This is a genomic window from Streptomyces sp. AK02-01A (genome assembly GCF_033795305.1).
Taxonomy (GTDB): Bacteria; Actinomycetota; Actinomycetes; order Streptomycetales; family Streptomycetaceae; genus Streptomyces.
In genome coordinates this window covers 1-25,062 of record NZ_JARBAE010000057.1, presented here as the reverse complement: position 1 = coordinate 25,062, position 25,062 = coordinate 1, and the positions used below count along the sequence as shown (strand labels likewise).

Annotated in this window: 23 protein-coding genes and 1 pseudogene; 12 read left to right on the top strand and 12 right to left on the bottom strand. The window is 69.5% G+C overall.

What is annotated here, in order from left to right; translation table 11 throughout:
* The first annotated feature begins 291 nt into the window (after window positions 1-291).
* The 3 genes from PV679_RS32525 (at window position 292) to PV679_RS32515 (ending at window position 3,854) form a co-directional block, all read left to right on the top strand.
* Complete coding sequence (locus tag PV679_RS32525) at window positions 292-1,263, top strand: helix-turn-helix domain-containing protein (RefSeq protein ID WP_319684434.1); 972 nt, start codon at window positions 292-294, stop codon at window positions 1,261-1,263.
* A 436-nt stretch (window positions 1,264-1,699) separates the two neighbouring features.
* Window positions 1,700-2,674: an alpha/beta hydrolase gene (locus PV679_RS32520; RefSeq protein WP_319684432.1), complete on the top strand. Its 975-nt coding sequence runs from the start codon at window positions 1,700-1,702 to the stop codon at window positions 2,672-2,674.
* Window positions 2,675-2,900: 226 nt separating this feature from the next.
* Complete coding sequence (locus PV679_RS32515; protein WP_319684430.1) at window positions 2,901-3,854, top strand: DUF5996 family protein; 954 nt, start codon at window positions 2,901-2,903, stop codon at window positions 3,852-3,854.
* A 43-nt stretch (window positions 3,855-3,897) separates the two neighbouring features.
* Here PV679_RS32515 and PV679_RS32510 read toward each other — a convergent pair whose 3' ends face one another.
* Window positions 3,898-4,245, bottom strand: coding sequence for a hypothetical protein (locus PV679_RS32510; RefSeq protein ID WP_319684429.1), 348 nt, complete (start codon window positions 4,243-4,245; stop codon window positions 3,898-3,900).
* Between the two features lie 213 nt (window positions 4,246-4,458).
* Here PV679_RS32510 and PV679_RS32505 point away from each other — a divergent pair, with 213 nt between their 5' ends.
* Window positions 4,459-6,153: an alpha-keto acid decarboxylase family protein gene (locus tag PV679_RS32505; protein ID WP_319684427.1), complete on the top strand. Its 1,695-nt coding sequence runs from the start codon at window positions 4,459-4,461 to the stop codon at window positions 6,151-6,153.
* Between the two features lie 147 nt (window positions 6,154-6,300).
* Here the strand turns inward: PV679_RS32505 and PV679_RS32500 are convergent, their stop codons facing one another.
* On the bottom strand, window positions 6,301-7,752 hold the full coding sequence (locus PV679_RS32500) for a multicopper oxidase family protein (RefSeq protein ID WP_319684425.1): 1,452 nt from the start codon (window positions 7,750-7,752) through the stop codon (window positions 6,301-6,303).
* 306 nt (window positions 7,753-8,058) lie between these two features.
* Here PV679_RS32500 and PV679_RS32495 point away from each other — a divergent pair, with 306 nt between their 5' ends.
* The gene (locus tag PV679_RS32495; protein WP_319684423.1) at window positions 8,059-8,430 is read left to right on the top strand and encodes a DUF488 domain-containing protein; all 372 of its coding nucleotides are present in this window, start codon (window positions 8,059-8,061) and stop codon (window positions 8,428-8,430) included.
* A gap of 57 nt (window positions 8,431-8,487) precedes the next feature.
* On the opposite strand, the gene PV679_RS32490 is transcribed toward PV679_RS32495, so the two are convergent.
* Window positions 8,488-10,194, bottom strand: coding sequence for an MOSC and FAD-binding oxidoreductase domain-containing protein (locus PV679_RS32490; RefSeq protein ID WP_319684421.1), 1,707 nt, complete (start codon window positions 10,192-10,194; stop codon window positions 8,488-8,490).
* Window positions 10,195-10,432: 238 nt separating this feature from the next.
* Between PV679_RS32490 and PV679_RS32485 the strand changes: the two genes are divergently transcribed.
* The 5 genes from PV679_RS32485 (at window position 10,433) to lnt (ending at window position 14,355) form a co-directional block, all read left to right on the top strand.
* Window positions 10,433-11,029, top strand: a complete 597-nt coding sequence (locus PV679_RS32485) for a sulfite oxidase-like oxidoreductase (protein WP_319684419.1) — start codon at window positions 10,433-10,435, stop codon at window positions 11,027-11,029.
* Window positions 10,999-11,751 (top strand): ferredoxin reductase, encoded by a 753-nt coding sequence (locus PV679_RS32480; RefSeq protein ID WP_319684418.1) that lies wholly within the window; start codon window positions 10,999-11,001, stop codon window positions 11,749-11,751. The genes PV679_RS32485 and PV679_RS32480 overlap by 31 nt, the downstream gene beginning before the upstream one ends.
* Before the next feature lie 17 nt (window positions 11,752-11,768).
* Window positions 11,769-12,050 (top strand): DUF6510 family protein, encoded by a 282-nt coding sequence (locus PV679_RS32475; protein WP_319684417.1) that lies wholly within the window; start codon window positions 11,769-11,771, stop codon window positions 12,048-12,050.
* Between the two features lie 84 nt (window positions 12,051-12,134).
* Window positions 12,135-12,593 (top strand): nuclear transport factor 2 family protein, encoded by a 459-nt coding sequence (locus PV679_RS32470; RefSeq protein WP_319684415.1) that lies wholly within the window; start codon window positions 12,135-12,137, stop codon window positions 12,591-12,593.
* Window positions 12,594-12,726: 133 nt separating this feature from the next.
* Complete coding sequence (gene lnt / locus PV679_RS32465) at window positions 12,727-14,355, top strand: apolipoprotein N-acyltransferase (RefSeq protein ID WP_319684413.1); 1,629 nt, start codon at window positions 12,727-12,729, stop codon at window positions 14,353-14,355.
* Here the strand turns inward: lnt and PV679_RS32460 are convergent.
* Complete coding sequence (locus PV679_RS32460) at window positions 14,279-15,184, bottom strand: Gfo/Idh/MocA family oxidoreductase (protein WP_319684412.1); 906 nt, start codon at window positions 15,182-15,184, stop codon at window positions 14,279-14,281. The two genes, lnt and PV679_RS32460, sit on opposite strands and share 77 nt — an antisense overlap.
* 197 nt (window positions 15,185-15,381) lie before the next feature.
* On the opposite strand from PV679_RS32460, the gene PV679_RS32455 reads away from it, so the two are divergent.
* Complete coding sequence (locus PV679_RS32455) at window positions 15,382-15,903, top strand: DinB family protein (RefSeq protein WP_319684411.1); 522 nt, start codon at window positions 15,382-15,384, stop codon at window positions 15,901-15,903.
* 144 nt (window positions 15,904-16,047) lie between these two features.
* On the top strand, window positions 16,048-16,485 hold the full coding sequence (locus PV679_RS32450; RefSeq protein ID WP_319684410.1) for a hypothetical protein: 438 nt from the start codon (window positions 16,048-16,050) through the stop codon (window positions 16,483-16,485).
* A gap of 22 nt (window positions 16,486-16,507) precedes the next feature.
* Here the strand turns inward: PV679_RS32450 and PV679_RS32445 are convergent, their stop codons facing one another.
* From PV679_RS32445 to PV679_RS32410, 8 genes and pseudogenes are all read right to left on the bottom strand, one after another.
* On the bottom strand, window positions 16,508-16,984 hold the full coding sequence (locus PV679_RS32445; protein WP_319684408.1) for a hypothetical protein: 477 nt from the start codon (window positions 16,982-16,984) through the stop codon (window positions 16,508-16,510).
* Between the two features lie 117 nt (window positions 16,985-17,101).
* Window positions 17,102-17,785, bottom strand: coding sequence for a uracil-DNA glycosylase (locus tag PV679_RS32440; protein ID WP_319684407.1), 684 nt, complete (start codon window positions 17,783-17,785; stop codon window positions 17,102-17,104).
* 149 nt (window positions 17,786-17,934) lie between these two features.
* A pseudogene (locus PV679_RS32435) lies at window positions 17,935-18,111 on the bottom strand (peptide-binding protein); the annotation flags it as partial.
* Window positions 18,112-18,218: 107 nt separating this feature from the next.
* Complete coding sequence (locus PV679_RS32430) at window positions 18,219-18,980, bottom strand: SDR family oxidoreductase (RefSeq protein ID WP_319684405.1); 762 nt, start codon at window positions 18,978-18,980, stop codon at window positions 18,219-18,221.
* A 16-nt stretch (window positions 18,981-18,996) separates the two neighbouring features.
* Complete coding sequence (fabG, locus tag PV679_RS32425; protein WP_319684404.1) at window positions 18,997-19,758, bottom strand: 3-oxoacyl-ACP reductase FabG; 762 nt, start codon at window positions 19,756-19,758, stop codon at window positions 18,997-18,999.
* A 161-nt stretch (window positions 19,759-19,919) separates the two neighbouring features.
* Complete coding sequence (locus tag PV679_RS32420; protein WP_319684402.1) at window positions 19,920-20,303, bottom strand: DUF3037 domain-containing protein; 384 nt, start codon at window positions 20,301-20,303, stop codon at window positions 19,920-19,922.
* Window positions 20,300-21,151: a HipA family kinase gene (locus tag PV679_RS32415; RefSeq protein ID WP_319684401.1), complete on the bottom strand. Its 852-nt coding sequence runs from the start codon at window positions 21,149-21,151 to the stop codon at window positions 20,300-20,302. Before PV679_RS32415 ends, PV679_RS32420 begins: the two co-directional genes overlap by 4 nt.
* A gap of 412 nt (window positions 21,152-21,563) precedes the next feature.
* A complete protein-coding gene (locus PV679_RS32410) occupies window positions 21,564-25,058 on the bottom strand; it encodes an SDR family NAD(P)-dependent oxidoreductase (RefSeq protein ID WP_319684455.1) in 3,495 nt (1,164 codons plus the stop codon).
* Window positions 25,059-25,062 lie beyond the last annotated feature (4 nt).

The window sequence follows — 25,062 nt, the reverse complement described above, 5'->3', positions numbered from 1 at the left end:
GCCGGACACCGGCCGGTCAGCCGCCGCGACCGGAACCGGCCCGCTTGTCCCGGACCCGGCTGTGCCGGCCGCGACTGTCCGGACCCGACTGTCCTGGTCCGTACGCGCGGTGGAACACACGCCTGATGGTCATTTCCGCGTCGGATGACTGAGGACGGCCACGGCCCGGCGCGTGCAGGCTCCCTCTCAGAGTCGGCTCTCTCTGCCATGAGGGCCGACCGAGGCGTTTCGTGCCCTCCGTTCCTGGGATCGGGCCGCCGCTCCACCGTCCGCTTCCGCACGGGAGACCCTGTGAGTTTGCTGTTGACCACCGCGTCCGTACCTGATGAGCACAAGATCGCGTACTGGAGCGCAGCCGTCGACAGGACATTGGGACCGCTGTTGGTGACTCGCTGGGAGCCGGCGCCACTCACGGGCCGGATCAGATCCGACCGGCTCGGGCATCTCCGGGTTTCCACGGTCGAGTCCGATCCGCAGCGGATGCGCCGGACTCTCGAGCTGATCAAGGGGTCGTCCGAGGAGTGTGTCGGCCTCGCGGTTCAGGCCCGAGGCACCGCTTCGCTGGTCCAGGACGGCCGTAGCACCGTGGTGCGCGAGGCGGAAATGGTGGTCTACGACACGGCACGGCCGTACACCTTCGACTACCCGGACCCTTTCCGTATCCATGTGATCCATCTGCCCCGTCGTGCGCTGGGCGTGCCGAACAGCGAACTCAGGCAGGTGACCGGCACCGCGATCAGTCCGGCCAAGGGCGTCGCGGCGCTGCTCGGCCCGTTCCTGACTACTCTGGCCGACTCGTCGCACTCCCACGCTCCCGAGGTCGGCGACCGGCTGGCCGGCAACGTCATGGATCTGCTGGCCACTCTCGTGTTCGAGCTGGCGAGGCCGGTGGTGGCCCGCGACACCACGCGCGGCTGTCTGGTCCGCCGCGTGCGGCAGTACATCAACCGGAATCTGGGCGATCCGGCGCTCGCGCCCGAGATGATCGCCGAGGCTCACCAGATATCCGTGCGCTATCTGCACCGGCTCTTCGAAGGCGAGGGCGTCACGGTCAGCCGGCTGATCCAGCGGCGTCGCCTTGAGGAGTGCGGACGGGAGCTGGCGCGACGCGGCCATACGAGCCAGACCGTTTCGGCGGTGGCGGAGCGCTGGGGATTCACCAACCCGGCGCATTTCAGCCGTGCTTTCCGGACGGCGTACGGAATGTCTCCTCGCGAGTGGCGGAACAGCCGGACCCAACTGGGGAATTCCGTCACACCGTAGCCGCTTCGGCCGACAGCGCCGGAGACGGGACGAACGCCATGTGTGGCGGCCGGGAACACACCGGCCCGCCGTCGAATGCGGGTGCGGCATCCGAGAGGGCGTCACCGCTCTTCGCCACGGGCTCATTAGGCCGAAGCCCTGACCGCCGTGGCCCGTGCGGCCCCCATACCCGACCGAACGGCGTTCGCCCAGAGGGCTCCTGAGGTTCTTCCATCCTCAAGAACGGCACAACCTGGACGTTCCGCAGGCCGGCGGGAGCTGCTGTCGCGCGCCCGCCGGGGATTACGGGAGAGCCCTGAGGTCCCGCCGTGCACGCAGGTGCAAGAGTCGAGCGCTGCACGCACATTTCACGAGATATCGTCAGTGTGATCGTGCAGAGGCACACCTTTCCCCACTATTTCGCCGAACTCTTTACGGCGAGTTTCGAGGCAGATACATGTCCGTGAACCACATTCCGTCGGCTCCGGTTCTGGAGCCCGCCGCCGAGGCATTCTCGAAGGCCACGGCCAATCCGCCGTACCTCTTCGACCTGGCGCCGGCCGAGGGGCGGAAGACGGTCGACGAGGTGCAGTCCGGCGACATAGCCAAGCCGGAGATCGACGAGGAGTGGATCACCGTCGACGGCGGGCCGACCGGTTCGGTGAAGGCCCGGATCGTGAAGCCGAAGGGAGCGACGGGAACACTTCCGGTCCTCATCTACATCCACGGCGCGGGCTGGGTCTTCGGCAACGCCCATACGCATGACCGGCTCGTCCGTGAACTCGCCGTCGGCGCGAACGCCGCCGTCGTCTTCCCGGAGTACGACCTCTCCCCCGAGCACCGCTACCCGACCGCCATCGAGCAGAACTACGCGGTCGCCCAGTGGGTCGTCAGTGACGGTGCCACCAAGGGACTGGACGCCTCCCGCATCGCGGTCGCCGGTGACTCGGTGGGCGGGAACATGTCCGCCGCCCTCACGCTGATGGCCAAGGAGCGCGGCGACATCGCGCTGGTGCAGCAGGTGCTCTTCTACCCGGTCACCGACGCGGCGTTCGACACCGCCTCGTACCACCAGTTCGCCGAGGGCTACTTCCTGCGCCGCGACGGCATGCAGTGGTTCTGGGACCAGTACACCACCGACGAGGCCCAGCGCGCGGAGATCACCGCCTCGCCGCTGCGCGCCACCACCGAGCAGCTCACCGGACTGCCGCCGGCGCTGGTCATCACCGGCGAGGCCGACGTCCTGCGCGACGAGGGCGAGGCCTACGCCAACAAGCTCCGCCAGGCCGGCGTGCCCGTGACCGCGGTCCGCTACCAGGGCATCATCCACGACTTCGTCATGCTCAACGCACTGCGCGAGACCCACGCCGCCGAGGCCGCCATCACCCAGGCGATCAGCACACTGCGCACGGCGCTGCACCCGGCTGCCTGACAGGACGCGGACGGACCAACCAGCACCTGTGGCACGGGCTTTGACCGTGCCTGTGCCCGGCGTGCCGGGACGGGTCAGGACGCCATCCGCGTCCCGGCCCGTCCCGGTCCGGCTCCGGGACCCGCGCCGCCGGCCGCGCTCGGGAAGCGGATTTCCCTCGCTGCTTGGACGATGGCAGCAGACACATGTGCGCGACCTGCACATCGCGACATCGCAGGGAGGTGTCATGGAGCTGTTCCCGCCCGTGCCGTACGAGTCGTGGCGCGACAGCAAGGAGACACTGCACCGCTTCACCCAGGTGGTGGGCAAGGTGCGCCTTGCCGCCGCGCCTCGGCGTAACCACTGGTGGAACGTCCCCTTTCACCTGACCGGCCGCGGCCTGACCACCAGGCCCATGGGCCTCACCGACAAGGGCGCGTTCTTCTGTATCGACTTCGACCTCGTGTCGCACCGCCTCGTGATCACCACCGGTGACGGCTCGGAGGCGTCGTTCGCTCTTCCGGGCCTGTCGGTCGCCGAGTTCCACCGGCGTCTGATGTCCGCTCTGGCGGGCCTGGGCGTCAGCGTCTCCATCGCTCTGCCGCACCCCTTCGACCTGCCCGACGCCGGCCGCCCGTTCGCCGAGGACCACGAACACCGGGGCTACGAACCGGCGAAGGTCACTCGCTACTGGCAGGTCCTCTCCCAGGTCAATCTGGTCCTGGAGCAGTACGCCGGGCAGTGGTCGGGAAAGGCCAGTCCGGTCCACCACTTCTGGCACACCTTCGACATCGCCGTGACCCGCTTCTCCGAGCGCGTCGTGGAGCAGCCGTCCACGGTCGACCCGGTCACCCGGGAGGCCTACTCCAGGGAAGTCATCAGCGCCGGCTTCTGGTTCGGGGATTCCCGCTTTCCCGCGCCCGCCTTCTACTCCTACACGGCTCCCGAGCCCGCCGGTCTCGCCGACCAGCCGCTCGCACCCGACTCCGCCAGATGGCTCGCGCGCGACGGCGGCCATCTGGCCGTCCTCGACTACGAGACGGCCCGTACCGCCGCGTCTCCCATCGACACCGTCCAGGCGTTTCTCGGCAGCGCCTTCCGCGCCGGTGCGGTGCTCGCGGACTGGGACATCGCACGTGACGCGTGCCCCGGCGGTGTCACCGATCCCGTCGCCATGGCTCCGGCGTCCGGGCGCGACTGACGCCGCCTCCGCGGTCGTGCTCACCGCGCCGGCCGCCGCCGGATCAGTCCGTCGGTCGGGCGGCCGCCGGTGCGGTCCCCGGTGTCCCGGTCTCCGGCTCGTCAAGACGCCTGAACAGCAGTCGCGCCGACATCGCGCTCAGAAGTACGACGGCCAGCACGATCACCGCGGCGTAGAGCGAGGTCACCACGGCGGTGTCGCCGTACTCACTGACGAGCCGGGTGGGGAACGGCAGCGCGGCGACGACCGCGAGAAGAAGGAGGTAGAGGTGGAGGAGCCAGGACTCGCCGACCGGCCACGGCCGGACAATTCCTTTATACCTCTGGGGCGTTAGGAGATGACCCGAGGGGTTCAGTGAGCGTCCTCGCACCTCGGGAACGCGCGAATCCATGGCACGGAGTGCGGCGCTCACACTGCGGGACCCGGCTCCGCCGACGCCACGCCCAGGAAAGCATGAAATACACACAATCCGGATAACAGATGGTATTGATTGTCCTTCTTTGCCGTTTCTCGATGTCCCGTCTCTTGATTTCCCGAGTTCTCGAACAGCCCGCTCGAACGGACCGTCCACACAGCAGAATCTGCGACAAGAAAGGTTTCCTTGATGGCAACGTGCACCGTCGGCGACTATCTGCTGATCCGGCTGCGGGAGATCGGAGTCCGCCGCGTCTTCGGCGTGGCAGGGGACTACGTCATGGAGTTCCTGGACCAGATCGAGGCGATGGACGGCATCGACTGGGTCGGGAACCGCAATGAGCTCAATGCCGCGTACGCCGCGGACGGATACGGCCGGCTGAACGGAATGTCCGCACTGGTCACGACCTTCGGCGTCGGCGAGCTGAGTGCGATCAACGGTGTCGCCGGCTCGTTCGCCGAATCGGTACCGGTCGTGACGATCGTCGGCACTCCGGCGACATTCGTCGTGGAGTCCAAGGCGCTGGTGCACCACACACTCGGAGACGGCGACTTCACTCATTTCTCGACATGCATGAGTGAGTTCTCGGTCGTTCAGACCCGGCTGAACCGGGACGGCGCCGCCGCCGAAATCGATCGCGCGCTGCGCGTCTGCTGGCTGCGGAAGCGACCTGTCTATCTGATGCTGCCGTCGGACGTGGCCTATCTGCCCATCGAGCCGCCGACCGAGCCGCTGTTGCTGTCGGAGCCCTCCAGCGACCCGCGCCAGCTCCTGAAATTCACGGAGGAGGTGGCCGGCCGGCTGCGTGCCGCCGGCACGGCCGCCGTCCTGATCGGCCACGAGGTCGACCGGTACCACCTCGCTCCGCAAGTGATGCGGATGGCCGAGAAGATCGGCTGCCCGGTGGCCTCGCTCAGCAGCGGCAAAGGAATTTTTCCCGAGGATCACGACCAGTACATCGGCGGGTACGCCGGAAAGCTCAGCGAGCCCAGTGTCAAGAAGACCATCGAGAACGCCGACTGCCTGATCACCGCCGGTGTGCGGTTCACTGATTCCACCACCGGCGGCTTTACGCAGACCATCGACCAGTCCCGGGTCATCGAACTGCATCCGTTCTCCGCCAGTGTCGGCCGTACGCAGTACGCGCACGTTTCCATGAAGGACGCCCTGAGCGCCCTTCACGCGGCCGACGCGCCCGCGCACCGAGCGGGAGACGTCCCGTCGCTCTATCAGCGAGAGGTCCGCACCGAGACTCCCTACCGGCCCGAACAGGCGGCGCCGCTGGTGCAGAAGCGGTTCTGGCAGCAGATGCAGGCGTTTCTCAGACCTGGCGACGTCCTCGTCGCCGAGCAGGGAACGTCCTACTTCGGAGCCGCCGAGATCGCCTTTCCCAACGACTGTGTCTTTGTGGGACAGCCGTTGTGGGGATCCATCGGCTATACGCTTCCGGCCCTGCTGGGCACCATGCTCGCCGCTCCCGAACGCCGGCACATCCTGGTGATCGGCGACGGCTCCTTCCAACTGACCGCTCAGGAGCTCTCCACGATCCTGCGGCACCGCCTCAACCCCGTCATCATCCTCGTCAACAATGACGGCTACACCGTCGAGCGCACCATCCTCGGCCCGACCGCCGAATACAACGACATTCCCCGCTGGCGCTACCGCGAGCTGGTCGATGTCTTCACCACAGCGCCCGACCGCGCCATCGGTATCAGCGCCCGGACCGAGGACGAACTCGCGGCAGCGCTCGACACCGCCGGCGAGCACCGTGACCGGCTCGCGTTCATCGAGGTGACGATGGACCGTATGGACGCGCCCGAGAACCTCGTCAAGCTGGGCAAGGCATTCGCGAACGAGGACTATCGCCACGCGCCCGTCTCCTGAAGGCCGCCCCGGCCCACGGCGGCGCGCCGAGGCCGGCCCGCGGAGCACTCCGCGGGCCGGCCTCCTCGTTCGTACCGCGTGACCGCTTCCGGCCGGTGCGTACTCAGCCGCGGGTCCGCTCACATCCGGGAAGAGCCCGCGGTCGCGTCATTTGACGATCTCCAGGACGGCCATCATGCCCGCGTCCTCATGGTTGAGGATGTGGCAGTGCAGGACGGTTTTCCCGGTGTAGTCGAGGAAGTGGTTCCGCACGACGATCCTTCCTCTGGCGGGGACATTCGCGGTGTCCTGCATGCTGTGGGCCTTGTACGGGCGGCCGTTGACGCTCATGAGCTGGAAGTGGTTGGTGTGCACATGGAAGGAATGCTCTTCGTCGCTGTCGTTTCTGACGGTCCACTCCTCCACGGTGTTCACTCGGGACCGGACGTCAACCCGGTCCGGGTCGAACTGCTTGCCGTTGATGTAGAACAAGGTTCCCGCCTTGTTCTCGGAGAAGACCATGGTGCGCCGGGCGGCGAGCTTGGCATCGCTCAGATCCACTCTCGGCGCGAAGGCCGCCGGCAGCGCCACCGGTGGCACCTCTTCTCCTTCGGACACCACGGTGGCCAGTTGCACTTCCGGGAACTGGTTGCCCGCGGAACCGGTGCTGTACGCGAGCGTCTGCAACTGCGTACTGCCGCGCGGCCCGCCTCGTACGAGCACGTCGTACCGGGCACCCGACGCGATGACGAGCGAGTCCGCCTTCCAGATCCGGTCGACGGGACTGGCGTCCTGGGCGATCACCTGGAACTGCTGTCCCTGGAGATGGACTTTGTAGTAGATGTTGGCGCTGATATTGGCCAGCCGCCACAGTTGGTATTCGCCCGGCCGGATACGGATGGTCGGTTTGAGCTGGCCGTTGATCGTGCGGTTGGTGGCTCCGCCGATGTGCAGGTCCTTGGTTTTGACCTCGTCACCCTCGACCTGGAAGTCCTTGAGCGCGACGACATGCTCGGTGATGTTCCGCAGAGCGGGCGGCAGATACCGCTTCAGACCGTCGACGACGATGACACCGGACATTCCGCCGGCGACCTGCGGCGCGGACATCGGGTGCGCGTGCGAGTGGTACCAGTAGGTGCCGGGCTTGATGGTCTTGAGGAACTTGTACGCATAGTGGAAGGTCTCGCCGGGATGGATATGGATGAAGACATTGTCGGAGTTGCCGGACGGCGACACATGCAACCCGTGCACATGCAGGTTCGTGTACTTGTCCAGCCGGTTCCTCACCTCCAGCTCCATCCTGTCGCCCGGCTGGATCCGCAGCGTGGGCGGCATATAGCGGCCGTTGTACGTGAGCGCCCAGAGCTTGCGGCCGGCCACATCGACCTGGCGCCTGCTCACATCGAGGCGCGCGCGCAGGACGCCGTCGCGGCTCACCAGTTCTTCCGGGTCCTTGAGCGGCGCGCCGGCCCGCACCGGCGTTGACGCCACCCGGCCGATGCCACTGCCGGAGCCGCTGCCGGTGTCCTTGTCGCTACCTCCGGCACAGCCGCTCACCGCGACAGCACAGGCCAGGAGCAGGCCCGCCGCGAGGCGGGTCAGGGTGAATCGGGACCGCATCACACCTCCAGATGTCCGGCGGTCCCGGCCGGAGCCGCGACCACGGCGACGCAGCGCATACGCATGTTTGATCTCCCAACGGTGGACAGGGATGTCGGGCAGAGCACACCCGATCGGCACGCCCCTGGTGAGGCATTAGCCCAGGAGAGGGCGCCGTCGGAATCTCTCCGCGGCTTCCTCGCGTCGGACGCGTCGGACGCGTCGGACGGACGCGCGCCGGGCGTACGAGGGCGGGTTCCCGGCCTTGCGAGGTGTCAGCGGGTGGACGACGCTGGAGAGGGGGTTGGCGGGTGGGAGGAGCGTGCGATGGAGACCTTCCGGGTGCGAAGGGTGTACGACGACCCTGATCCGGCCGACGGCGGTCCACGCGTTCTGGTGGACAGACTCTGGCCCCGAGGCGTTTCGAAGGAGCGCGCCGACATCGACGAATGGCTCAAGGATGTCGCTCCGTCGGAGGAGTTGCGCTCCTGGCTGCACCAGGATGTGTCCCGGTATGAGGAGTTCGTGTCCCGCTACGGGAAGGAACTCGACGACGCCCGGCACAAGGACGCCATGGGCCATCTCAGGGAACTGGGCCGGAAGGAGCCCGTCACACTCGTGACCGCGGTGAAGGACGTGGACCACAGCCATATTCCGACACTGCTGCGACGCCTTTCCCCGGACCGCCGACGGCGCTGAGGCACCGGCGCGTGACGTCGGTACGGCCCGGCCGGTGAAGCGGTACCGAGCGGGTCGTCACAGGTCGAGGACCACACTGTCCATGGGTGAGGAACAGCAGATCAAGGCATTGCCGTCGGCCGGCTCGTCGATCGGCTCCGGAGAGTAGTCGACGGCTCCCGACAGCAGGGCCGTCTCACAGGTGTGGCAGATGCCGGTGCGGCATGACCACCGAGTGGGTACGTCGCAGGCCTCGGCCAGTTCGAGCAGGCTCGTACGCTCCGGGTCCCATCGGACCGTAAGGCCGCTGCGCGCGAACGAGACAGTGGGCCCGGTGCCGGCGGGACCGGCCGGCTGATGGGGCGACCGGCCGGGTCCCGAGACCACACCGGGAGTCAGAGCGGCGCCCGCGCCGAAGGCCTCCGTGTGGATACGGGCCGGATCGAGCCCCGAGGAACCGAGAGCCGCCGCGAGACCGGTCATGAACTCCGCCGGACCGCACAGATAGGCATCGGCGTCCTGCGGCAGGCCGAGGCCGCCGAGCAGAGTGGCCGAGAGCCGTCCCTTCGCGGTGTAGTCGACGCCCTTCCGGTCTCCTTCCGCGGGACGGCTGTAACAGACGAAGGAATGGCTGCCGGCCAGTCGGCCGAGGAGCGCGCGGCTCTCCGCCGCGAAGGCGTGTTCGGCCCGGTCACGCGCTCCGTGCAGCCACCACACCTGCCGCCGCGACGACGCGTCGGCCAGCGCGTGCAGCATGGCCAGGACGGGCGTGGCGCCGACGCCGGCGGACAGCAGCAGCACCGGGTCCTCGCTGTCCTTGAGGAAGAACGTGCCACGCGGGGCGGCGACATCAAGGGCGTCACCGACGCGCACCCGCGTATGCAGCAGGCTGCTGACCGCGCCGTGCGGCTCCTGCTTCACACTGATCCGGTACTCGGCGGCGCCGGGCGGCCCGGACAGCGAGTAACTGCGGATCAGCGGCGCCGTGGCTCCCTCCGGACGCAGCCGCAGCGTAATGGCCTGTCCGGGCCGCCACGGCGGAAGCGCGGAGCGGTCGGACGCGGCCAGCCACAAGGAGACGACGCTCCGGCTCTCTTCGTGGAGGCGAGCGACCGTCAGCGGACGGAATCCGGTCCAGGCGGCCGGTGGACCGGTCGCGGCGGGGCTCAGGCCGGCGTTGCCGGCCGACCCGGGCGGAGCGTGTTCCGCCTGCTCACGGACGGCTTCGAGAGAGGTTCTCCAGCCCGGGCTCAGAGCCGGGACGCGCAGAGCGCGGTCGATGCCGTCCCGTGGATGTCCCGGCAGATACAGCAGCGCGTCGATCTCCGCGACGCTCATTCCCACCGGGTCCGAGGCGATCTTGGTGATCTCCTGACCGGCCTCGACCTCTCCTTCGACAAGAACCCGGAAGTAGAAGCCCGGGCGCCGGTGGGACACGAGCAGAGCGGCCATCTGCGGTTCTCCCATCCGCAGGCCCACCCGGTAGCAGGTCACGCGCGGCTGGCTGACCTCGAAGACCGCGCCGCCGATGCGGTACCGGTCACCGATGCAGACCTCGTCGTCCGGCAGCCCTTCGACGGTGAAGTTCTCACCGAACTGCCCGGACACGAAGTCGTCGCGTCCCAGTTCCTTCTCCCAGTAGCGGTACGAGTCGGTCTGGTACACGAGCACCGCGCGGTGCTCACCGCCGTGTCCCGCCAGATCGCCCTGGCCGTCTCCGTCGATATTGAGGCGTCGCACCATCCGAGGACCGGTGACCGCCTGCTTCCACACTCCCGTGTGCACGGTGCGACCGCTCCACCCGACATCCTGCGGCAGGCCCACATTCACTGCGGTCAGCCTGGCCAATGGTCTCGCCTCGCCTCGCCTCGGATCTTCCCACGCTAACAACGCCCGCCGACTCGCGCGCGGCTCCGGACAGTGGCCGGAGCCGGCCGCGTCCGTGCCCGCTGCTCCCAACGAGTGGTTTGCGGTCGCGGCGCCCACAATGGGATGAAGACATGCCCCGATCCGGGAGGAGCCCATGGGAATCGTCTCGCGTGGCTTCCACGGCCGGCGCCCGGCCGGAACCACCCTGCCGCCGGGCCAGTACCTGGTGGAGGACTTTCCGGTCCTGTCGGCGGGCCCGACACCGCGGGTCCCGCTGGAGACATGGGAGTTCACCGTCACGACGGCCGCCGGCGTCCGGCATCGCTGGTCCTGGCGGGATCTGCGGGACCTGCCCAGCGAACGGCCGACGGTCGACCTCCACTGTGTGACCAAGTGGTCGAAGCTCGCGACCCGGTGGGAAGGAGTGTCGCTGGACACTCTGCTCGCCGATGTCGACCTCGACGCCGACTACGCGATGGTCCACAGCTTCGGCGGCTACACCACCAACCTCCCGCTGGAGGACCTGCTCGACGGCAAGGCGTGGATCGTCCACCGGTACGACGGTGACGACCTGCCCGCCGAACACGGCGGCCCGGCCCGTCTGCTGGTGCCCCATCTGTACTTGTGGAAATCGGCGAAGTGGGTGCGGGGCATCCAGCTCATGCCCACCGACGACCCGGGCTTCTGGGAGAGTCTCGGCTACCACGAATACGGCGACCCATGGCGCGAACAGCGGTATCAGGGCGACTGAGCGGCCGGCTGCGCTGGCAGACGGCGACACTGGCGGACCGGCGCGACGAGACGGCGAGCGCCCGGACGCTCGTCCTCGACGCTCCTGACTGGCGGGGCCACACGGCGGGCCAGCATGTGGACGTACGCCTGACCGCGGAGGACGGCTACAGCACGCAGCGCAGTTACTCCGTCGCCTCGGCTCCCGGCGAGGGCCGGATGGAGCTGACGGTGCAGCGCGTGCCCGACGGAGAGGTCTCGCCGTATCTCGTCGACGTGCTGGAGGCCGGCGACCAGCTCGAACTGCGCGGCCCGGTCGGCGGCTGGTTCGTCTGGGATCCGGCCGATCCGTCGCCCGTCCTGCTGGTGGCCGGCGGTTCCGGGATCGTCCCGCTGATGTCCATGATCCGGACGCGCCGGAGCGTCGCGGGCCGGGCGCCCTTCCGGCTGCTCTACTCGGTGCGCACTCCGCGTGACCGGTACTACGTCCCGGAGCTGCGTCCCGACGACGGGCTGGAGGTGACCTCTCTGTACACGCGCTCGGCGCCGGCCGGCTGGCCGCGGCCACCGGGCCGGCTGGCCGCCACCGACGAGACCGCCTTCGGCCGGCCCGCCGGGCTTGAGCCGATGTGCTTCGTCTGCGGCCCGACGGGCTTCGTCGAACTGGCCGCGGAACTCCTCGTGGCAGGCGGCCACGATCCCGACCGGATAAGGACCGAGCGCTTCGGTCCTGTCGGAGGCTGACATGAACGGAGGCCGGCATGAACCGGATCCAGGGTCCCGACTTCCAGGACGGCAACGTCCTGGCGGGATCGTTCCGCGAGATCTTCGCGACCGACATCACCGCGGCGACCGGGACCTGCGCCGGCTGCGGCACGACGGGCCCGGTCGCGGAACTGCGCGTGTACGCGCACGCGCCAGGCATGGTGGCCCGGTGCCCGCACTGCGACGAGGTGATCCTCCGTGTGGTGCGCGCGCCGAACGCGGCCTGGCTCGACCTGCGAGGCACGACCGCCCTCAGAATCCCGCTCCCGGAGGAGTGAGACCGCCGTCGGCGGGCCCGAGGTCCCGCACGGCACGAGTGCACGGCTCTTGGCCCGGGGCTCCCACTGCCGGAGACTGAGGCGATGACGCAGCGCGTGGATCTCGCGACCGTAATGGACCGGCTGGCCATCGACGAAGTGATCACCGGTTACGCGGTGGCCGTGGACGACGCGGACTGGGCCGGGTTCCGGGCCCTGTTCACCTCCGACGGCCGAGCCGACTACACCGCGGCGGGCGGCATCGAGGGGACGGCCGCCGAAGTCGCCGACTGGCTGGCCGGGGTGCTCCAGCCCTTTCCCGTCCGCCAGCATCTGATCGTCAACCGTCTGCTGCGCATCCAGGACCTCGGTGGCTATCCGGGCGACCGCGCCGAGGTGCGGGCCGACTATCTCAGTCCGCTGCGCCACGAGTCGGGCCAGGACCTCATGTGCGGCGGCCGGGGCGTGTTCGGTCTGCAACGCGGCGACGCGGGCTGGGAGCTGCGTACCGTGGTCGTCCAGGAGAAGTGGCGTCACGCCACAGGTCTCACCACCGGCGGCTGACATCCCGCATCGCTCCGTCCGGTCCTGCCGGGCCACCGTCTTCCGGCCCCGCTTCGATCATTCCTCCATGCTGCTTCGGTCCCTCGCATTCGGGGAAGGGAGTGCAGAACGAGCAGGTCGAGGAGGCGCGCGTATGCGGAACCCGGTCGGACGGCACGGGCGGTTCGGCCGGCGTACGGAGTCGCGGTGGTCGTGGACATCGCCATGGTGGCGGGCCGTGGCCGCACCGGCCGCCGGAGCGCTGTCCGCGCTCGCCTTCCCACAGCCGTCCCTCTGGTGGCTCGCGTATGTCGCGCTGGTGCCGTGGATGCTGCTGGCGCGCACCGCGCCGACCGGCCGCCGAGCGGCGCTGGAGGGCTGGCTGGGCGGCCTCGGTTTCATGATCGCCGTACATCACTGGCTGATGCCGAGCCTGCATGTGTTCATCGTCGTGCTGGCGGCGCTTCTCGGGGCGCTGTGGGCGCCCTGGGGATGGCTGGTCCGCGTCATGCTCGGTGGATCGCCGTCCACGCGCCGCGCGACGCTCGCGCTCGCGGTGGTGCCCTCCGGCTGGCTGATGATCGAACTGGTCAGGTCCTGGGAGGGCCTGGGCGGGCCATGGGGTCTGCTCGGTGCCAGCCAGTGGGAGGTGCCGCCCGCTCTGCGGCTCGCCTCGGTGGGCGGGGTCTGGCTGGTGAGCCTGCTGGTCGTCGCGGTGAACACCGCGCTCACCGTGCTGGTCTCGGTGGCCGGGGCACGTGCGGTGGGAGCCGTGGGTGTGGTGCTGTGCGCCGTCACGGTGGGATCCGTGTGGAGCTGGGCGCCGGCGCCGGAGCAGTCGGGCCGGGTGCGGATCGCGGTCGTCCAGCCGGGAATCGTCGATGGCGCCGGCGCCGTCGAGCGCCGGTTCGCCAGCGGTGAGGCTCTGACCCGCACGCTGGCCGGACAGAAGGTCGATCTGGTGGTGTGGGGTGAGAGCAGTGTCGGCTCCGATCTGACGGCGCGGCCCGATCTGGCGGCCAGGATCGCCGGGCTCTCCCGCACGGTCGGCGCCGGGATACTGGTCAATGTGGACGCGCGCAGTACGGACGCGGCGGGCCGGTCCGGCATCTTCAAACGGGCCGTTTTGGTGGGGCCGAACGGCCCGACGGGCGAGACGTACGACAAGATGCGGCTCGTGCCCTTCGGCGAGTACATCCCGGCCCGCGCCGCGCTGGGATGGGCGACCTCGGTGGGCCGGGCGGCCGGTGAGGACCGCAGGCGCGGCACCCAGCAGGTGATCATGGCGCTGCCGGAAGGAGACAAGGGCGGGCTGCGCTTCGGCCCGCTGGTCTGTTTCGAGTCGGCGTTTCCCGATATGAGCCGGCGGCTGGTCAGGGATGGCGCGCAGGTGCTGGTGGCGCAGTCCTCGACCTCTTCGTTCCAGGGGAGTTGGGCGCCGCCGCAGCACGCGTCGCTCGGTGCGCTGCGGGCCGCGGAGACCGGCCGCCCCATGGTGCATGCCACGCTCACGGGCGTCAGCGCGGTCTTCGGACCGGGCGGCGAGCGGATCAGTGGCGGGATCGGTATGGAGCGGCGGTCGGCCGAGGTGTTCGACATTCCGCTGGCGCGCGGCACGACCGCGTATGTCAGGTTCGGCGACTGGGTGGTCCACGGCGCGCTGGCGCTGCTCGCCGCGCTCTGTGTCCTGGCGGGCGTACGGTCGCTCAGGCGGCCTGCTCCAGCGCCTCTCGTACCACCCGCTCGCACAGCTCATGAGTCCGAAGCGCGTCCTGTGCGCTGAGCGTTTTTCCGGCCCGTACGGCTTCCAGGAAGCCGAGGACGCACTGTTCGATGCCACGCTGCCGGGCCACCGGAACCCAGTCGCCGCGCCGCCGCACGCTCGGCTGTCCCTTGTGGTCGACGATCGTCGCGAGATCGTGGACCTCCCGCTTTCTGTCCTGTCCGGACACTTCGAGGATCTCCTCGGTGGAACCGTTCATCCTGTTCATCATGCCGATGGCGGTGAAGCCGTCGCCAGAGAGCTGCAGTACGACATGGTGCAGCAGTCCGTCCCGGACGCGCGCCCGCACATCGGTGTGCTCGACCGGCCCCGGCAGCAGGAAGCGCAGGGTGTCGACGACATGGATGAAGTCGTCCAGGACAAAGGTGCGCGGATCCTCGGGCAGCCCCACGCGGTTCTTCCGCAACAGGATCAGGTCGCGCGGATGCTCCAGGCACTGGGCGTAGCCCGGTGCCTGACGGCGGTTGAAGCCGACGGCGAGGCTGACGCCCCGCTCCTCGGCGAGGCTCACCACACGCTCCGAGTCGGCGAGATCGTAGGCGATCGGCTTGTCGACATACGTCGGGACGCCCGCCTCCAGAAGCCGGGTGACGATCTCGGCGTGTACGGCGGTCGGCGCGTGGACGAAGGCCGCGTCGAGTCCCTGGGAGAGCAGGGCGTCGAGGTCGGTGTGGCGCTGTGCGGCCGGGATGTGATGGGCCTCGGCGGTGCTCGTCAGGGTGGCGGGAGAGCGGGTCTGCAGATGCAGTTCGACTCCGGGCAGCGTGGTGAGAACCGGCAGATACGCCTTCCGCGCGATGTCGCCGAGCCCGATGCAGCCGACCTTCACTAGGCCTCCCTGGCGTTGTCTTCCGTCAACAGATGGGCGTTCGTCTGCTTGTCAGCCCACTGCCGCACTGTCCGGGAAGCATACGTGCGCCGCGCGGACCGCCGGCGGGCGAGCCCGGCGGAGCCCTGGTGGACGCGCGCCGGCCCGGACGAATAAGCCTTGGCGAGGGGCCGCGTCGGTACGTGAGGATGACGGCCATGACGACACCTGAGCGTTCCGAACCCTCCACCGTCGCCGGCGAACGCGAGATGCTGGACGGCTGGCTGGAGTACCACCGAGAAACCCTGGCCCTGAAATGTTCCGGACTGGACGGCAAACAGCTCAGGGAGGCTTCCGTCACTCCTTCCGAGCTGAGTCTGCTCGGCCTGGTCCGGCACATGGCGGAGGTCGAACGCGGCTGGTTCCGCAATGTCCTGGCCGACGAGCAGGCTCCGCCGATCTACTACAGCGACGACGATCCCGACGGCGACTTCCATCCCGGTGAGGACGACACCTGGGACGAGGCGTACGCGACCTGGCGGACCGAGATCGCTCACGCCCGCGAGCTGGCCGCCCCGCACGGCCTCGACGACCTGGGTGCGGGCCCGCGGCGCGAGCGGACCACCGGGGAGCCGTACAACCTGCGCTGGATCTACACCCACATGATCGAGGAGTACGCCCGGCACAACGGTCACGCCGACCTCATCCGCGAGCGGATCGACGGCGCGACGGGCGACTGACCGGCGCCGGCCGGGGACCGCTCCGATCCGCCATTCGGCTCCGGCCCGGCGTCACCCGTCCGGGCCAATCAGTGGTCTTCAGCTCGCCCGGCACCACCCGCGCCCAGCAGAGTGGCGCGAGTGCAGCGAACGAGAAGCGCAGCGATGCTCCTGATGGGAGCGGCGGTCACGGCCGTCTGCGGATGTGTGACGGTGGAGGCTCCCCGGCCCGCGCCCGGAGCCGTGCCACGCCCAGTGGCGAGCAGTAGCGCGGCGGGACCCGGCAGTGTCGAATCCCAGATCGTCCAGGGCCCGGCCCGCGAGGCGCTGGCACCGATTGCCTCGGCGGGTCCGGAACCGGCCGGCTCGCCCTCTCCTTCTCCGGTCCGCGGGACCGGCCCGGAGCGGACTTCCGGGCATGAGCGGCCACCGGCCGCGCCACCACGGCCGAGGCAGCAGCGTCCTCGCGAGCGGCCGGCGGCCCAGCGGCCTCTCGCGCCCGCACCCGCCGCCGGCAATGTCTGTGTCCTCGGCGAGACCTACGGCCGCTGGCCGGCGGACAGCCCTCAGGCCCGTATCTGCCGTAACACCTACGGAAGATGAGCGGCGGGCCGCGGCCCCCGGCTCATCTCTCCCGCAGCCGCCGCTCCAGCCGGTCGATCCCCGCCCGGACGCCGTGCCCGCATCCGTCCTCTCCCAGGACGTCCGCCGCGTCGCGCGCCCGGTCGAGATGGAGGCGCGCCGCGTCCGGCCGCTGGAGCTTCGCGTAGTCGGCGGCGAGATTGAGATGGAGCGACGGATAGAAGGCGCGCACCGCCGGTGAGTCCTTGGACCGGGCCGGGCCCTCACCGCTCTTGTCCAGCCCGTCGGCGGCGGTCAGCGCCCGCAGATCCCAGGCGAGCTCGTCGCCCGGGTCGTCCTGGGTGTCCGCCATGTAGTGAGCGAGCGTGCAGCGGTGGAGAGCGTCGCCGGCCTCGCAGATCTCCGTCCACAGCTCACCGAAGCGGTTGCGCGCCTCCTCACGGTCGCCGCCGTGGAGGAGCATGACCGCCTGCCCGATCCTGGTCATGACGGCGTCCTCCGACGCCTCCTGCTGCTCCATCGCTGCCGCCTTCACTATCCGTCCGATTAATCCGATAAACACGACGCTAGCTGTCGTTACGGACAATCCCGTTCAGGCTCGGGCACAAGGCCCGAGCCAGTCGGACGGCGTCGCGGATCAGCCGAGGTCGGGGATGCGCCAGTCGATGGGCTCGTGGCCCTGCGCGGCGACCGCCTCATTGATCCGCGTGAACGGGCGCGAGCCGAAGAATTTCCTCGCCGACAGCGGTGAGGGATGCGCGCCCGTCACCACCGCGTGCCGCTCCGCGTCGATCAGCGGCAGCTTCTTCTGCGCGTAGGCGCCCCAGAGGACGAAGACCGCCGGGTCGGGCCGCTCGGCCACCGCGCGGATCACCGCGTCCGTCACCTTCTCCCAGCCCTTGCCCTTGTGGGAGTTGGCCTCGCCCTCCCGGACCGTCAGCACCGCGTTGAGCAGCAGCACGCCCTGTTCGGCCCAGGGCATCAGATAGCCGTTGTCCGGCACCGGGTGTCCGAGCTCCTCCTTCATCTCCTTGTAGATGTTCCGCAGGGAAGGAGGCGTCCTGACACCGGGCCGGACGGAGAAGCACAGCCCGTGTCCCTGCCCGGCGCCGTGGTACGGGTCCTGGCCCAGGACCAGCACCTTGACCCTGTCGTACGGAGTGGCGTCGAGCGCCGCGAAGACCTCTTCGCGCGGTGGGTAGACCGGCCCCTTCGCCCGCTCCTCCTCGACGAAATCCGTCAGCTCCTTGAAATAGGGCTTCTGCAGCTCGTCGCCGAGGACGCCGCGCCAGGATTCGGGCAGCATGTCGGTGTCGGTCACGTCAACAACCTCCGGTAAGCGATCACTTGTCCGCCACTGAACTTACCGGTGGCCACTGACATCGGCCTCTACCAGCTTCTTTTACGGTTCAGCTCCCACATCCGCATCACCGTCCGCGGGTCCAGCGCGCGCTCGCCGCCTCCGATGTCGTCCCAGGAGCTGTCCCAGGACACCGCCGGATCGAGTGTGCCGGGCTCACTCGTCGTACCGACGGTCATCTTCTTCTCGGCTTCGGCGTCGCCGTCCGACAACAGCCCGCATCCGGCGAGCAGAGTCATGGAGGCGAGGGCCCCGGTGGTGGCCCGCCGGACGGTCCCGTCGAACATCTGCACGTCCTTGTTCAGCCATGGATCGGCAGACCGTACCGCAGCGCCCGCCGGATCAATATGGAGATCCGGCGGGGCTTTTCGGAGCGTGTCGTCCGCGAACCTCCCTATCCCACACCGGCGTTGAGGAAGATTCCGCCGTCGACGACCAAAGTCTGTCCGGTGATCCAGTCGGACTGGTCGGAGGTCAGGAACGCGGCGGCGCCGCCGATGTCCTCCGGCACTCCGAGCCGGCCCAGCGGATAGGCGGCCGCGGCCTCGGCCTCCCGGCCCTCGTAGAGCGCCTGCGCGAACCTGGTCTTGACCACGGCGGGCGCGATGGCGTTGACCCGTACGACCGGCGCGAACTCGTGCGCGAGCTGGAGGGTCAGATTGACCATCGCCGCCTTGCTCATGCCGTACGCGCCGATGAAGGGCGACGCCGAGACCCCGGCGACCGACGCGATGTTCACGATCGCGCCGCCGTTCTCCTTCTGCCAGGCCCGCCAGGTCCGCTGGGCGAAGCCGAGCGCCGAGATGACATTGGTCTCGTACACCTTGCGGGCCACATTCAGGTCCAGTTCGGCGATCGGGCCGAAGACCGGATTCGTGCCGGCGTTGTTGATCAGGAAGTCGACCCGGCCGAACGCCTCCATGGTGCGCTCCACGGCGATCGCCTGGTGCGCCTCGTCGTGCGCCTTGCCCGGCACACCGATCGCGCGGTCGGAGCCGAGTTTCTCCACCGCCTCCTTGAGCGCGTCCTCGCCGCGCCCGGTGACGCACACCCGGTCGCCGCGGGCGACGAGCGCCTCGGCGATGCCGTATCCGATGCCGCGGCTGGCGCCCGTGATCAGGGCGACCTTGCCGCTGTCCTGTATCCGCTGTGTCATGTCAGTGCTCCCGGCTTCAGTTGAGCGGTCCGCCGGCGACGTACATGACCTGGCCGGAGACAAAGCCGGCCTCCTCGCCGGTGAAGAAGGCGATGGCGTTCGCGATGTCCTCCGGCTTTCCGACGCGCTGGACCGGGATCTCGGCGGCGGCCGCGGCCTGGAACTCCTCGAAGCCCATGCCGATACGCGCGGCGGTCTGAGCGGTCATCTCGGTGACGATGAAGCCGGGCGCGACGGCGTTGGCGGTGATGCCGAACTTGCCGAGTTCCTTGGCGAGGGTCTTGGTGAAGCCCTGGAGGCCGGCCTTGACCGCGGAGTAGTTGGCCTGGCCGCGGTTGCCCAGCGCGGAGCTGGAGGAGAGGCTGACGATACGGCCGAACCGGGCGTCCACCATGTGCTTCTGGCAGGCGCGGGCCATCAGGAACGCCCCTTTGAGGTGCACGTTCATCACGGTGTCCCAGTCGGACTCGCTCATCTTGAAGAGCAGATTGTCCCGCAGCACACCGGCGTTGTTGACAAGGACGGTCGGCGCGCCCAGCTCCTCGGCGACCCGCGCGACGGCGGCCTCCACCTGTGCGCTGTCGGAGACGTCGCAGCCGACGGCGAGTGCCGTGCCGCCGGCCGCGCGGATCTTCTCGACGGTGTCCTTGCAGGCCGCCTCGTCGAGGTCGAGTACGGCGACGGCGCGGCCCTCCGCGGCCAGCCGTACGGCGGTGGCGGCGCCAATGCCGCGCGCCGCCCCGGTCACGATGGCTACGCGCTGCTCGGTGGTGGACATCCCTGTTCTCCTCGCCCTAGGATCCCGCGGCTCTCGATCACTGAGCAACCGCTTAGTAGCTTCAGCAGACGAGACGCTAGAAGCCCGGGCACGCGGTGTCAACGGGCCACGGGCGGAGCGCGGAGATCGGCCGTGGATGTCGTGTCGGGAGGCCGCGTGCGTCAGAGGACCAGCAGGTCGAGCAGGCGTTCCGCCTCTGCCTCCGGGTCGGCCGTCAGTCCAGTGTGCACAGGACCCGGCTGTACGACGGTCGAGCGCGGCGCGATCAGCCAGCGGAAACGCCGGCCCGGGTCGTCTGCCGAGGCCTGCCCGGCTCCGTCGCCGCCGCAGCAGACGCTCTCGACCGCGCGCAGCGCCGCCCGTACGCCGGCGATGTCCGCGTGCGGGTCGAGTGCCTTCAGTCTGGCCTCGTCGAGATGGGTCCTGGCCGCGACATAGGACCGCGCGCGGCAGTAGACCAGCACCCCGGCGTTCATGCACTCGCCGCGTTCCATCCGCGGCACCACCCGGAGCAGCGCGTACTCGTAGACGTCCCTCGTGCTCACCGGCCGCCGTCCTTCGTGTCATTCGTCTGCTGCGGCCGGGGCGCGAGGCGGTCGGCCAGCCAGCCGGGAGCCGCCGACGGCTTGCTCTTGGCGGGCGCGTCCAGGATCACCCGCTCGTGGATCGTCGCGGCACGCGCGAGCAGCGGCTCCACATACGCGCGGCGCAGCGCGTCCGTCGAGTCGAAGCCGGGCTCGTCGACGAGCCACTCGTCCGGTACGTCGGCGGTGACCTCGGTCAGCAGCTCCTCGGTGACCAGCGGCGCGAGCGCCGCCGCGGCCGCCGCGATGTCCGGCGCGAAGGGCGCGAGAGCGTGGTCGGACGCGTTGTACGGCTTGGCCGCGGAGGCCCCGGCGCCCGGCCAGTTGTGATGCCAGATCATGGTGGCCCCGTGGTCGATCAGCCACAAGTCACCGTGCCAGACGAGCATGTTGGGATTGCGCCAGGAGCGGTCGACGTTGTTGATGACCGCGTCGAACCAGACGATCCGCCCGGCATCCTCGGGCCCGACCTGGTAAGCCAGCGGGTCGAAGCCGATCGATCCCGGCAGATAGTCCATGCCGAGGTTCAGCCCACCGCTCGCCTTCAGCAGCTCCTGTACCTCCTGGTCCGGCTCGGAGAGTCCGATGACAGGGTCGAGCTGCATGGTCACCAGCTCAGGGACGCGCAGACCGAGTCTGCGCGCGAGCTGCCCGCAGATCACCTCGGCGACCAGCGTCTTGCGGCCTTGTCCCGCGCCGGTGAATTTCATGACATATGTACCGAGATCGTCCGCCTCGACGATCCCGGGGAGCGAGCCGCCTTCACGCAGAGGCGTGACATAGCGAGTCGCGGTGACTTCTGTCAGCATTTCCTCAGGCTATACGGCGCCGCTACCTGGAGATCCACGGACCAGGGGCAGGGCCATAGAGGCTGGAGAATCACTCCGATCAGCCCTGGGAGAATCCGGGGAGTTTTGACCGGCGGCCCGCTGCCCGAGGAAGCCGTGATCAGGGCCCGGCCCCGGGACTGAGGTGCGCCGCAGCACATGGAGACCGTCCTCTGGTGCTGCGGCCCACCGCCAGGGCTTGGCCACCTCGGGCCGCCGCGGGATGACCTCGGCCTTGGCCGGAGCAGGCTTCCACGTACAGGTGTCCCATGTATGGACCGCGACAGCGTCGCCAAATCGCGTGGTGAGCGGCAACGACACCTCTTCCATCGGCCTGCCCTCTCCTGGCCGCTCACCAGAACACCTTCCGAAGGGACGGGACGGTGCCGTCCGCTCAGGCCAGCTCGCTGTCGATGAAGTCGAAGATCTCATCGTCCGTCGCGCCGTCCAGCCGCCCCGTCAGATCCTTCTCCTCGCCCTGTCCTCCCTCGCTCTCCAGCCCGATCACTCTCTCCAGCGCGGCCTCCAGCCGGAGCCGGAGGTGGGTCCGCAGCGCTTCGTCCGCCGAGATTGCCGAGATCTCTGCCTCCAGGGTGTCGAGCGCGGAGAGGTCACCGGATCCGCGCGATGGTGCGCCGTCGGCACCGGCCAGCTCCGAGCGGAGCAGTTCGGCGATCGCCGACGGGGTCGGGTGGTCGAAGACCAAGGTCGTGGGCAGCCGGAGTCCGGTGGCCGCCCCCAGCCGGTTGCGGAGTTCGACCGCGGTCAGCGAGTCGAAGCCCATGTCGAGCAGCCCGCGGCCGGACTCCACCGCGTTCGGCGAGGAGTGGCCCAGGATGGCGGCCGCTTCGGCCCGTACGAGTTCCAGCAGGAGCCGCGTCCGCTCCGGTTCCTCTCCGACAGCGGCGAGCTTCTTGCGCAGCGCTTCGACCTCGTCGACCTCGGCACGCACGGCCGCTCGCCTCAGCGGTTGCTTGACCAACGACCTGTACAGAGGGTGGAGTTCACCCGTCTCCGCCCGTGCCCGCAGGGCGGCCAGATCGAGCCGTACGGGCACCAGCAACGCCCGGTCCGAGGCGAGCGCGGTGTCGAAGAGCTCCAGGCCCTCGGCGGGCGAAAGCGCCCCGATGCCGCTGCGTACGAGCCGGGCCCGGTCGGTGGCGCCGAGGGTCGCGGTGACGCCGCTGACCGCCTCCGGTTCCGTCCCGGCCGACCGCTCCGCCTCATCGGCCCACAGGCCCCAGGCCAGCGAGACGGCGCTGAGTCCCTGGGCCCGACGGTGTGCGGCGAGCGCGTCCAGGTACGCGTTGCCCGCCGAGTAGTTGGCCTGTCCGGCGTTACCGATGGTCGCGGCGTAGGACGAGTAGAGGACAAAGGCCGCCAACTCGTGCTCCCGCGTGGCCAGATGGAGATTCCAGGCCGCGTCCGCCTTCGGCCGCAGCACGGCGGCCAGCCGGTCCGGGGTCAGCGACTCCACCACACCGTCATCCGTCACGCCCGCGACATGGATCACAGCACCGAGCGGATGCTCGTCCGGGACTCCGGCCAGCACCTCCGTCAGGGCTTCCCGGTCGGCCGCGTCACACGCGGCCACCGTCACCGCCGCTCCCAGCGCGACCAGCTCGTCGCGGCAGGCGCCGGCGCCGGGGGCGTCGAGACCCCGGCGGCTGGTGAGCAGCAGATGACGTACCCCGTGCTCGGTGACGAGATGCCGGGCCACCTGCCTGCCCAGCGCACCCGTGCCGCCGGTGACAAGGACCGTGGCATCGGGGTCCAGCCGCGGGGCGGCCGCAAGCGGCTCCTCCGTGGCCCGTACGAGACGAGGACTCAGCAACGCGCCATCGCGTAGGGCGAGTTGAGGCTCACCGGTGGCGAGAACCGCTTGAATCACCTCGGCGGTCACAGCGCCTTGCCACTCCGCTTCTTCCCGCGCCGGGCCGACTTCCTGAACGACTTGGCCGATCTCGCCAATGCCGCCGATGCCGCCGATGTGGCCGATGTGGCCGACACGATCTGCCTGACCGGTCTCACCGGCCTGCTCAACATCCAGCAGGATAAACCGGCCAGGGTGTTCGGACTGCGTGCTGCGCAGCAGGCCCCAGACCGTTGCCCCGGCCAGATCGGTCACGCCGTCGTCCGGTCGCGCGGCCACCGCACCGCGTGTCACGAGGAGCAGCCGCTCGGCGGGCGCCGGCTCCGTGCCGAGCCACCGTTGTACGAGCTCCAGCGCGTGGCGCGCGGCTTGGTGAGCGGCGGCCACCGCGTCCTCGTCAGCGACGGGGCCGGGCGTGGCGACGACGACATGTGCGGAACCCGACTCGGTTCCGTCGCCGCCGGGCGCCACCGGCACCCACTCCACACCGAACAGCGTGTCACGCTGCGGCGCCTGGGAGCCGAGCAGCCGCGCCGGATCGAACGGCCGCAGTGTCAGGGACTGGACGCTCAGCACCGGCGCCCCCTCACCGTCGGCCAAGGAGAGCGCAGCGGTGTCGTGCCCGGTGGGCGCCAGCCTCACCCGCAAAATGGTGGCGCCGACGGAGTGCAGCCGCACCCCCGCCCAGGCGAAGGGCAACCGCAGCGGCCCCACTTCCACACCCGACGTGGCCACATCGAGGCCCAGCGGATGCAGTACGGCGTCCAGCAGAGCCGGGTGCACACAGGACGCCGCGGCCTCCTCGGCCAGCTCCTCCGGCAGGCTCACCTCCGCGAAGAGCGCGTCCTTACCCCGCCATACGTTCCGCAGGCCGCGGAAGGCCGCCCCGTAGGTGTAGCCCCGCGCGGCGAGTTGGGCGTAGAGCTCCTCGACCGGCACCTCGGTGGTACCGGCGGGAGGCCAGGAAGCCGCTCCGAGATACGCACCGGGTGACTCGTCCGAGCCCGCCAGAGAGCCCACGGCGTGCCGGGTCCAGAACACCTCGTCCGTACCCGCCGCGCCTGCCGCGGGTCCCTGGGCCGAGTGGACGGTGACCCTGCGCCGCCCGAACTCGTCGCCTTCTCCGACGGCCACCTGGATCTGGACGGTGCCGTGTTCGGGGATCACCAGTGGCGCCTCCAGCGTGATCTCCTCGATCAGATCGCAGTCGACGTGGCTGCCCGCGTACAGGGCCAGTTCCACGAAGGCCGCACCCGGTAGGAGCGCCGTCTCCGAGATCGCGTGGTCGGCGAGCCAGGGGTGTCCGGCCAGTGAGAGCTGCCCAGTGAAGACATGCCCCTGACCGTCCGCGAGTGTGAGCGCGGCCCCGAGCAGCGGATGGCCGGCGGCTCCCAACCCCAGGTCGACGGCCTCGGCGGAGAAGGCGGGTGTGTCGAGCCAGTAGCGGCGGCGTTGGAAGGCGTAGGTGGGCAGGTCGACGGGACGGCGGGCAGCCACCGGACCGAAAACCGCCGCCCAGTCGAGTGCGAGGTCGGTCTGGACATGCAGCGCGCCCAGCGCCGAGATCACCGCATGCGCCTCCGAACCATCCTTGCGCAGCGACGGCACGAAGACCTTGTCGTCGCCTTCGACACCCGCCTGGGCCAGCGCCGCCAAAGTGGCATCCGGACCCAGCTCAATGAATGTCCCCACACCCTCACCTTCGAGAGTCCGGACGGCCTGGTGGAAGAGAACCGCGTTACGGGCATGCGCGGCCCAGTAGTCGACCGAGGACAGCTCCTCGGCCGTCGCCAGCTCACCCGTCAGCGTCGAAACAATCGGAATCGTCGGCGCGGAGAACTCCAACCCACTGGCTATGGAGCGGAATTCATCGAGCATGCCGTCCATCAGAGGCGAATGGAACGCATGGCTGACCGTCAGGCGACGCGTCTTACAACCCGCCTCCGCCAGCCGGCCCGCCACCTCCAGCACCGCACCCTCTACACCCGAAATCACCGTCGACGACGGACTGTTCACCGCC

Excerpts from the sequence above, each read along its gene's own strand:
- PV679_RS32520 (WP_319684432.1), top strand. The coding sequence starts at position 1,700 with ATGTCCGTGAACCACATTCCGTCGGCTCCGGTTCTGGAGCCCGCCGCC.
- PV679_RS32515 (WP_319684430.1), top strand. The coding sequence starts at position 2,901 with ATGGAGCTGTTCCCGCCCGTGCCGTACGAGTCGTGGCGCGACAGCAAG.
- PV679_RS32510 (WP_319684429.1), bottom strand. The coding sequence starts at position 4,245 with ATGGATTCGCGCGTTCCCGAGGTGCGAGGACGCTCACTGAACCCCTCG.
- PV679_RS32505 (WP_319684427.1), top strand. The coding sequence starts at position 4,459 with ATGGCAACGTGCACCGTCGGCGACTATCTGCTGATCCGGCTGCGGGAG.
- PV679_RS32500 (WP_319684425.1), bottom strand. The coding sequence starts at position 7,752 with ATGCGGTCCCGATTCACCCTGACCCGCCTCGCGGCGGGCCTGCTCCTG.
- PV679_RS32495 (WP_319684423.1), top strand. The coding sequence starts at position 8,059 with ATGGAGACCTTCCGGGTGCGAAGGGTGTACGACGACCCTGATCCGGCC.
- PV679_RS32485 (WP_319684419.1), top strand. The coding sequence starts at position 10,433 with ATGGGAATCGTCTCGCGTGGCTTCCACGGCCGGCGCCCGGCCGGAACC.
- PV679_RS32480 (WP_319684418.1), top strand. The coding sequence starts at position 10,999 with ATGGCGCGAACAGCGGTATCAGGGCGACTGAGCGGCCGGCTGCGCTGG.
- PV679_RS32475 (WP_319684417.1), top strand. The coding sequence starts at position 11,769 with ATGAACCGGATCCAGGGTCCCGACTTCCAGGACGGCAACGTCCTGGCG.
- PV679_RS32470 (WP_319684415.1), top strand. The coding sequence starts at position 12,135 with ATGACGCAGCGCGTGGATCTCGCGACCGTAATGGACCGGCTGGCCATC.
- lnt (WP_319684413.1), top strand. The coding sequence starts at position 12,727 with ATGCGGAACCCGGTCGGACGGCACGGGCGGTTCGGCCGGCGTACGGAG.
- PV679_RS32455 (WP_319684411.1), top strand. The coding sequence starts at position 15,382 with ATGACGACACCTGAGCGTTCCGAACCCTCCACCGTCGCCGGCGAACGC.
- PV679_RS32450 (WP_319684410.1), top strand. The coding sequence starts at position 16,048 with ATGCTCCTGATGGGAGCGGCGGTCACGGCCGTCTGCGGATGTGTGACG.
- PV679_RS32445 (WP_319684408.1), bottom strand. The coding sequence starts at position 16,984 with ATGGAGCAGCAGGAGGCGTCGGAGGACGCCGTCATGACCAGGATCGGG.
- PV679_RS32430 (WP_319684405.1), bottom strand. The coding sequence starts at position 18,980 with ATGACACAGCGGATACAGGACAGCGGCAAGGTCGCCCTGATCACGGGC.
- fabG (WP_319684404.1), bottom strand. The coding sequence starts at position 19,758 with ATGTCCACCACCGAGCAGCGCGTAGCCATCGTGACCGGGGCGGCGCGC.
- PV679_RS32415 (WP_319684401.1), bottom strand. The coding sequence starts at position 21,151 with ATGCTGACAGAAGTCACCGCGACTCGCTATGTCACGCCTCTGCGTGAA.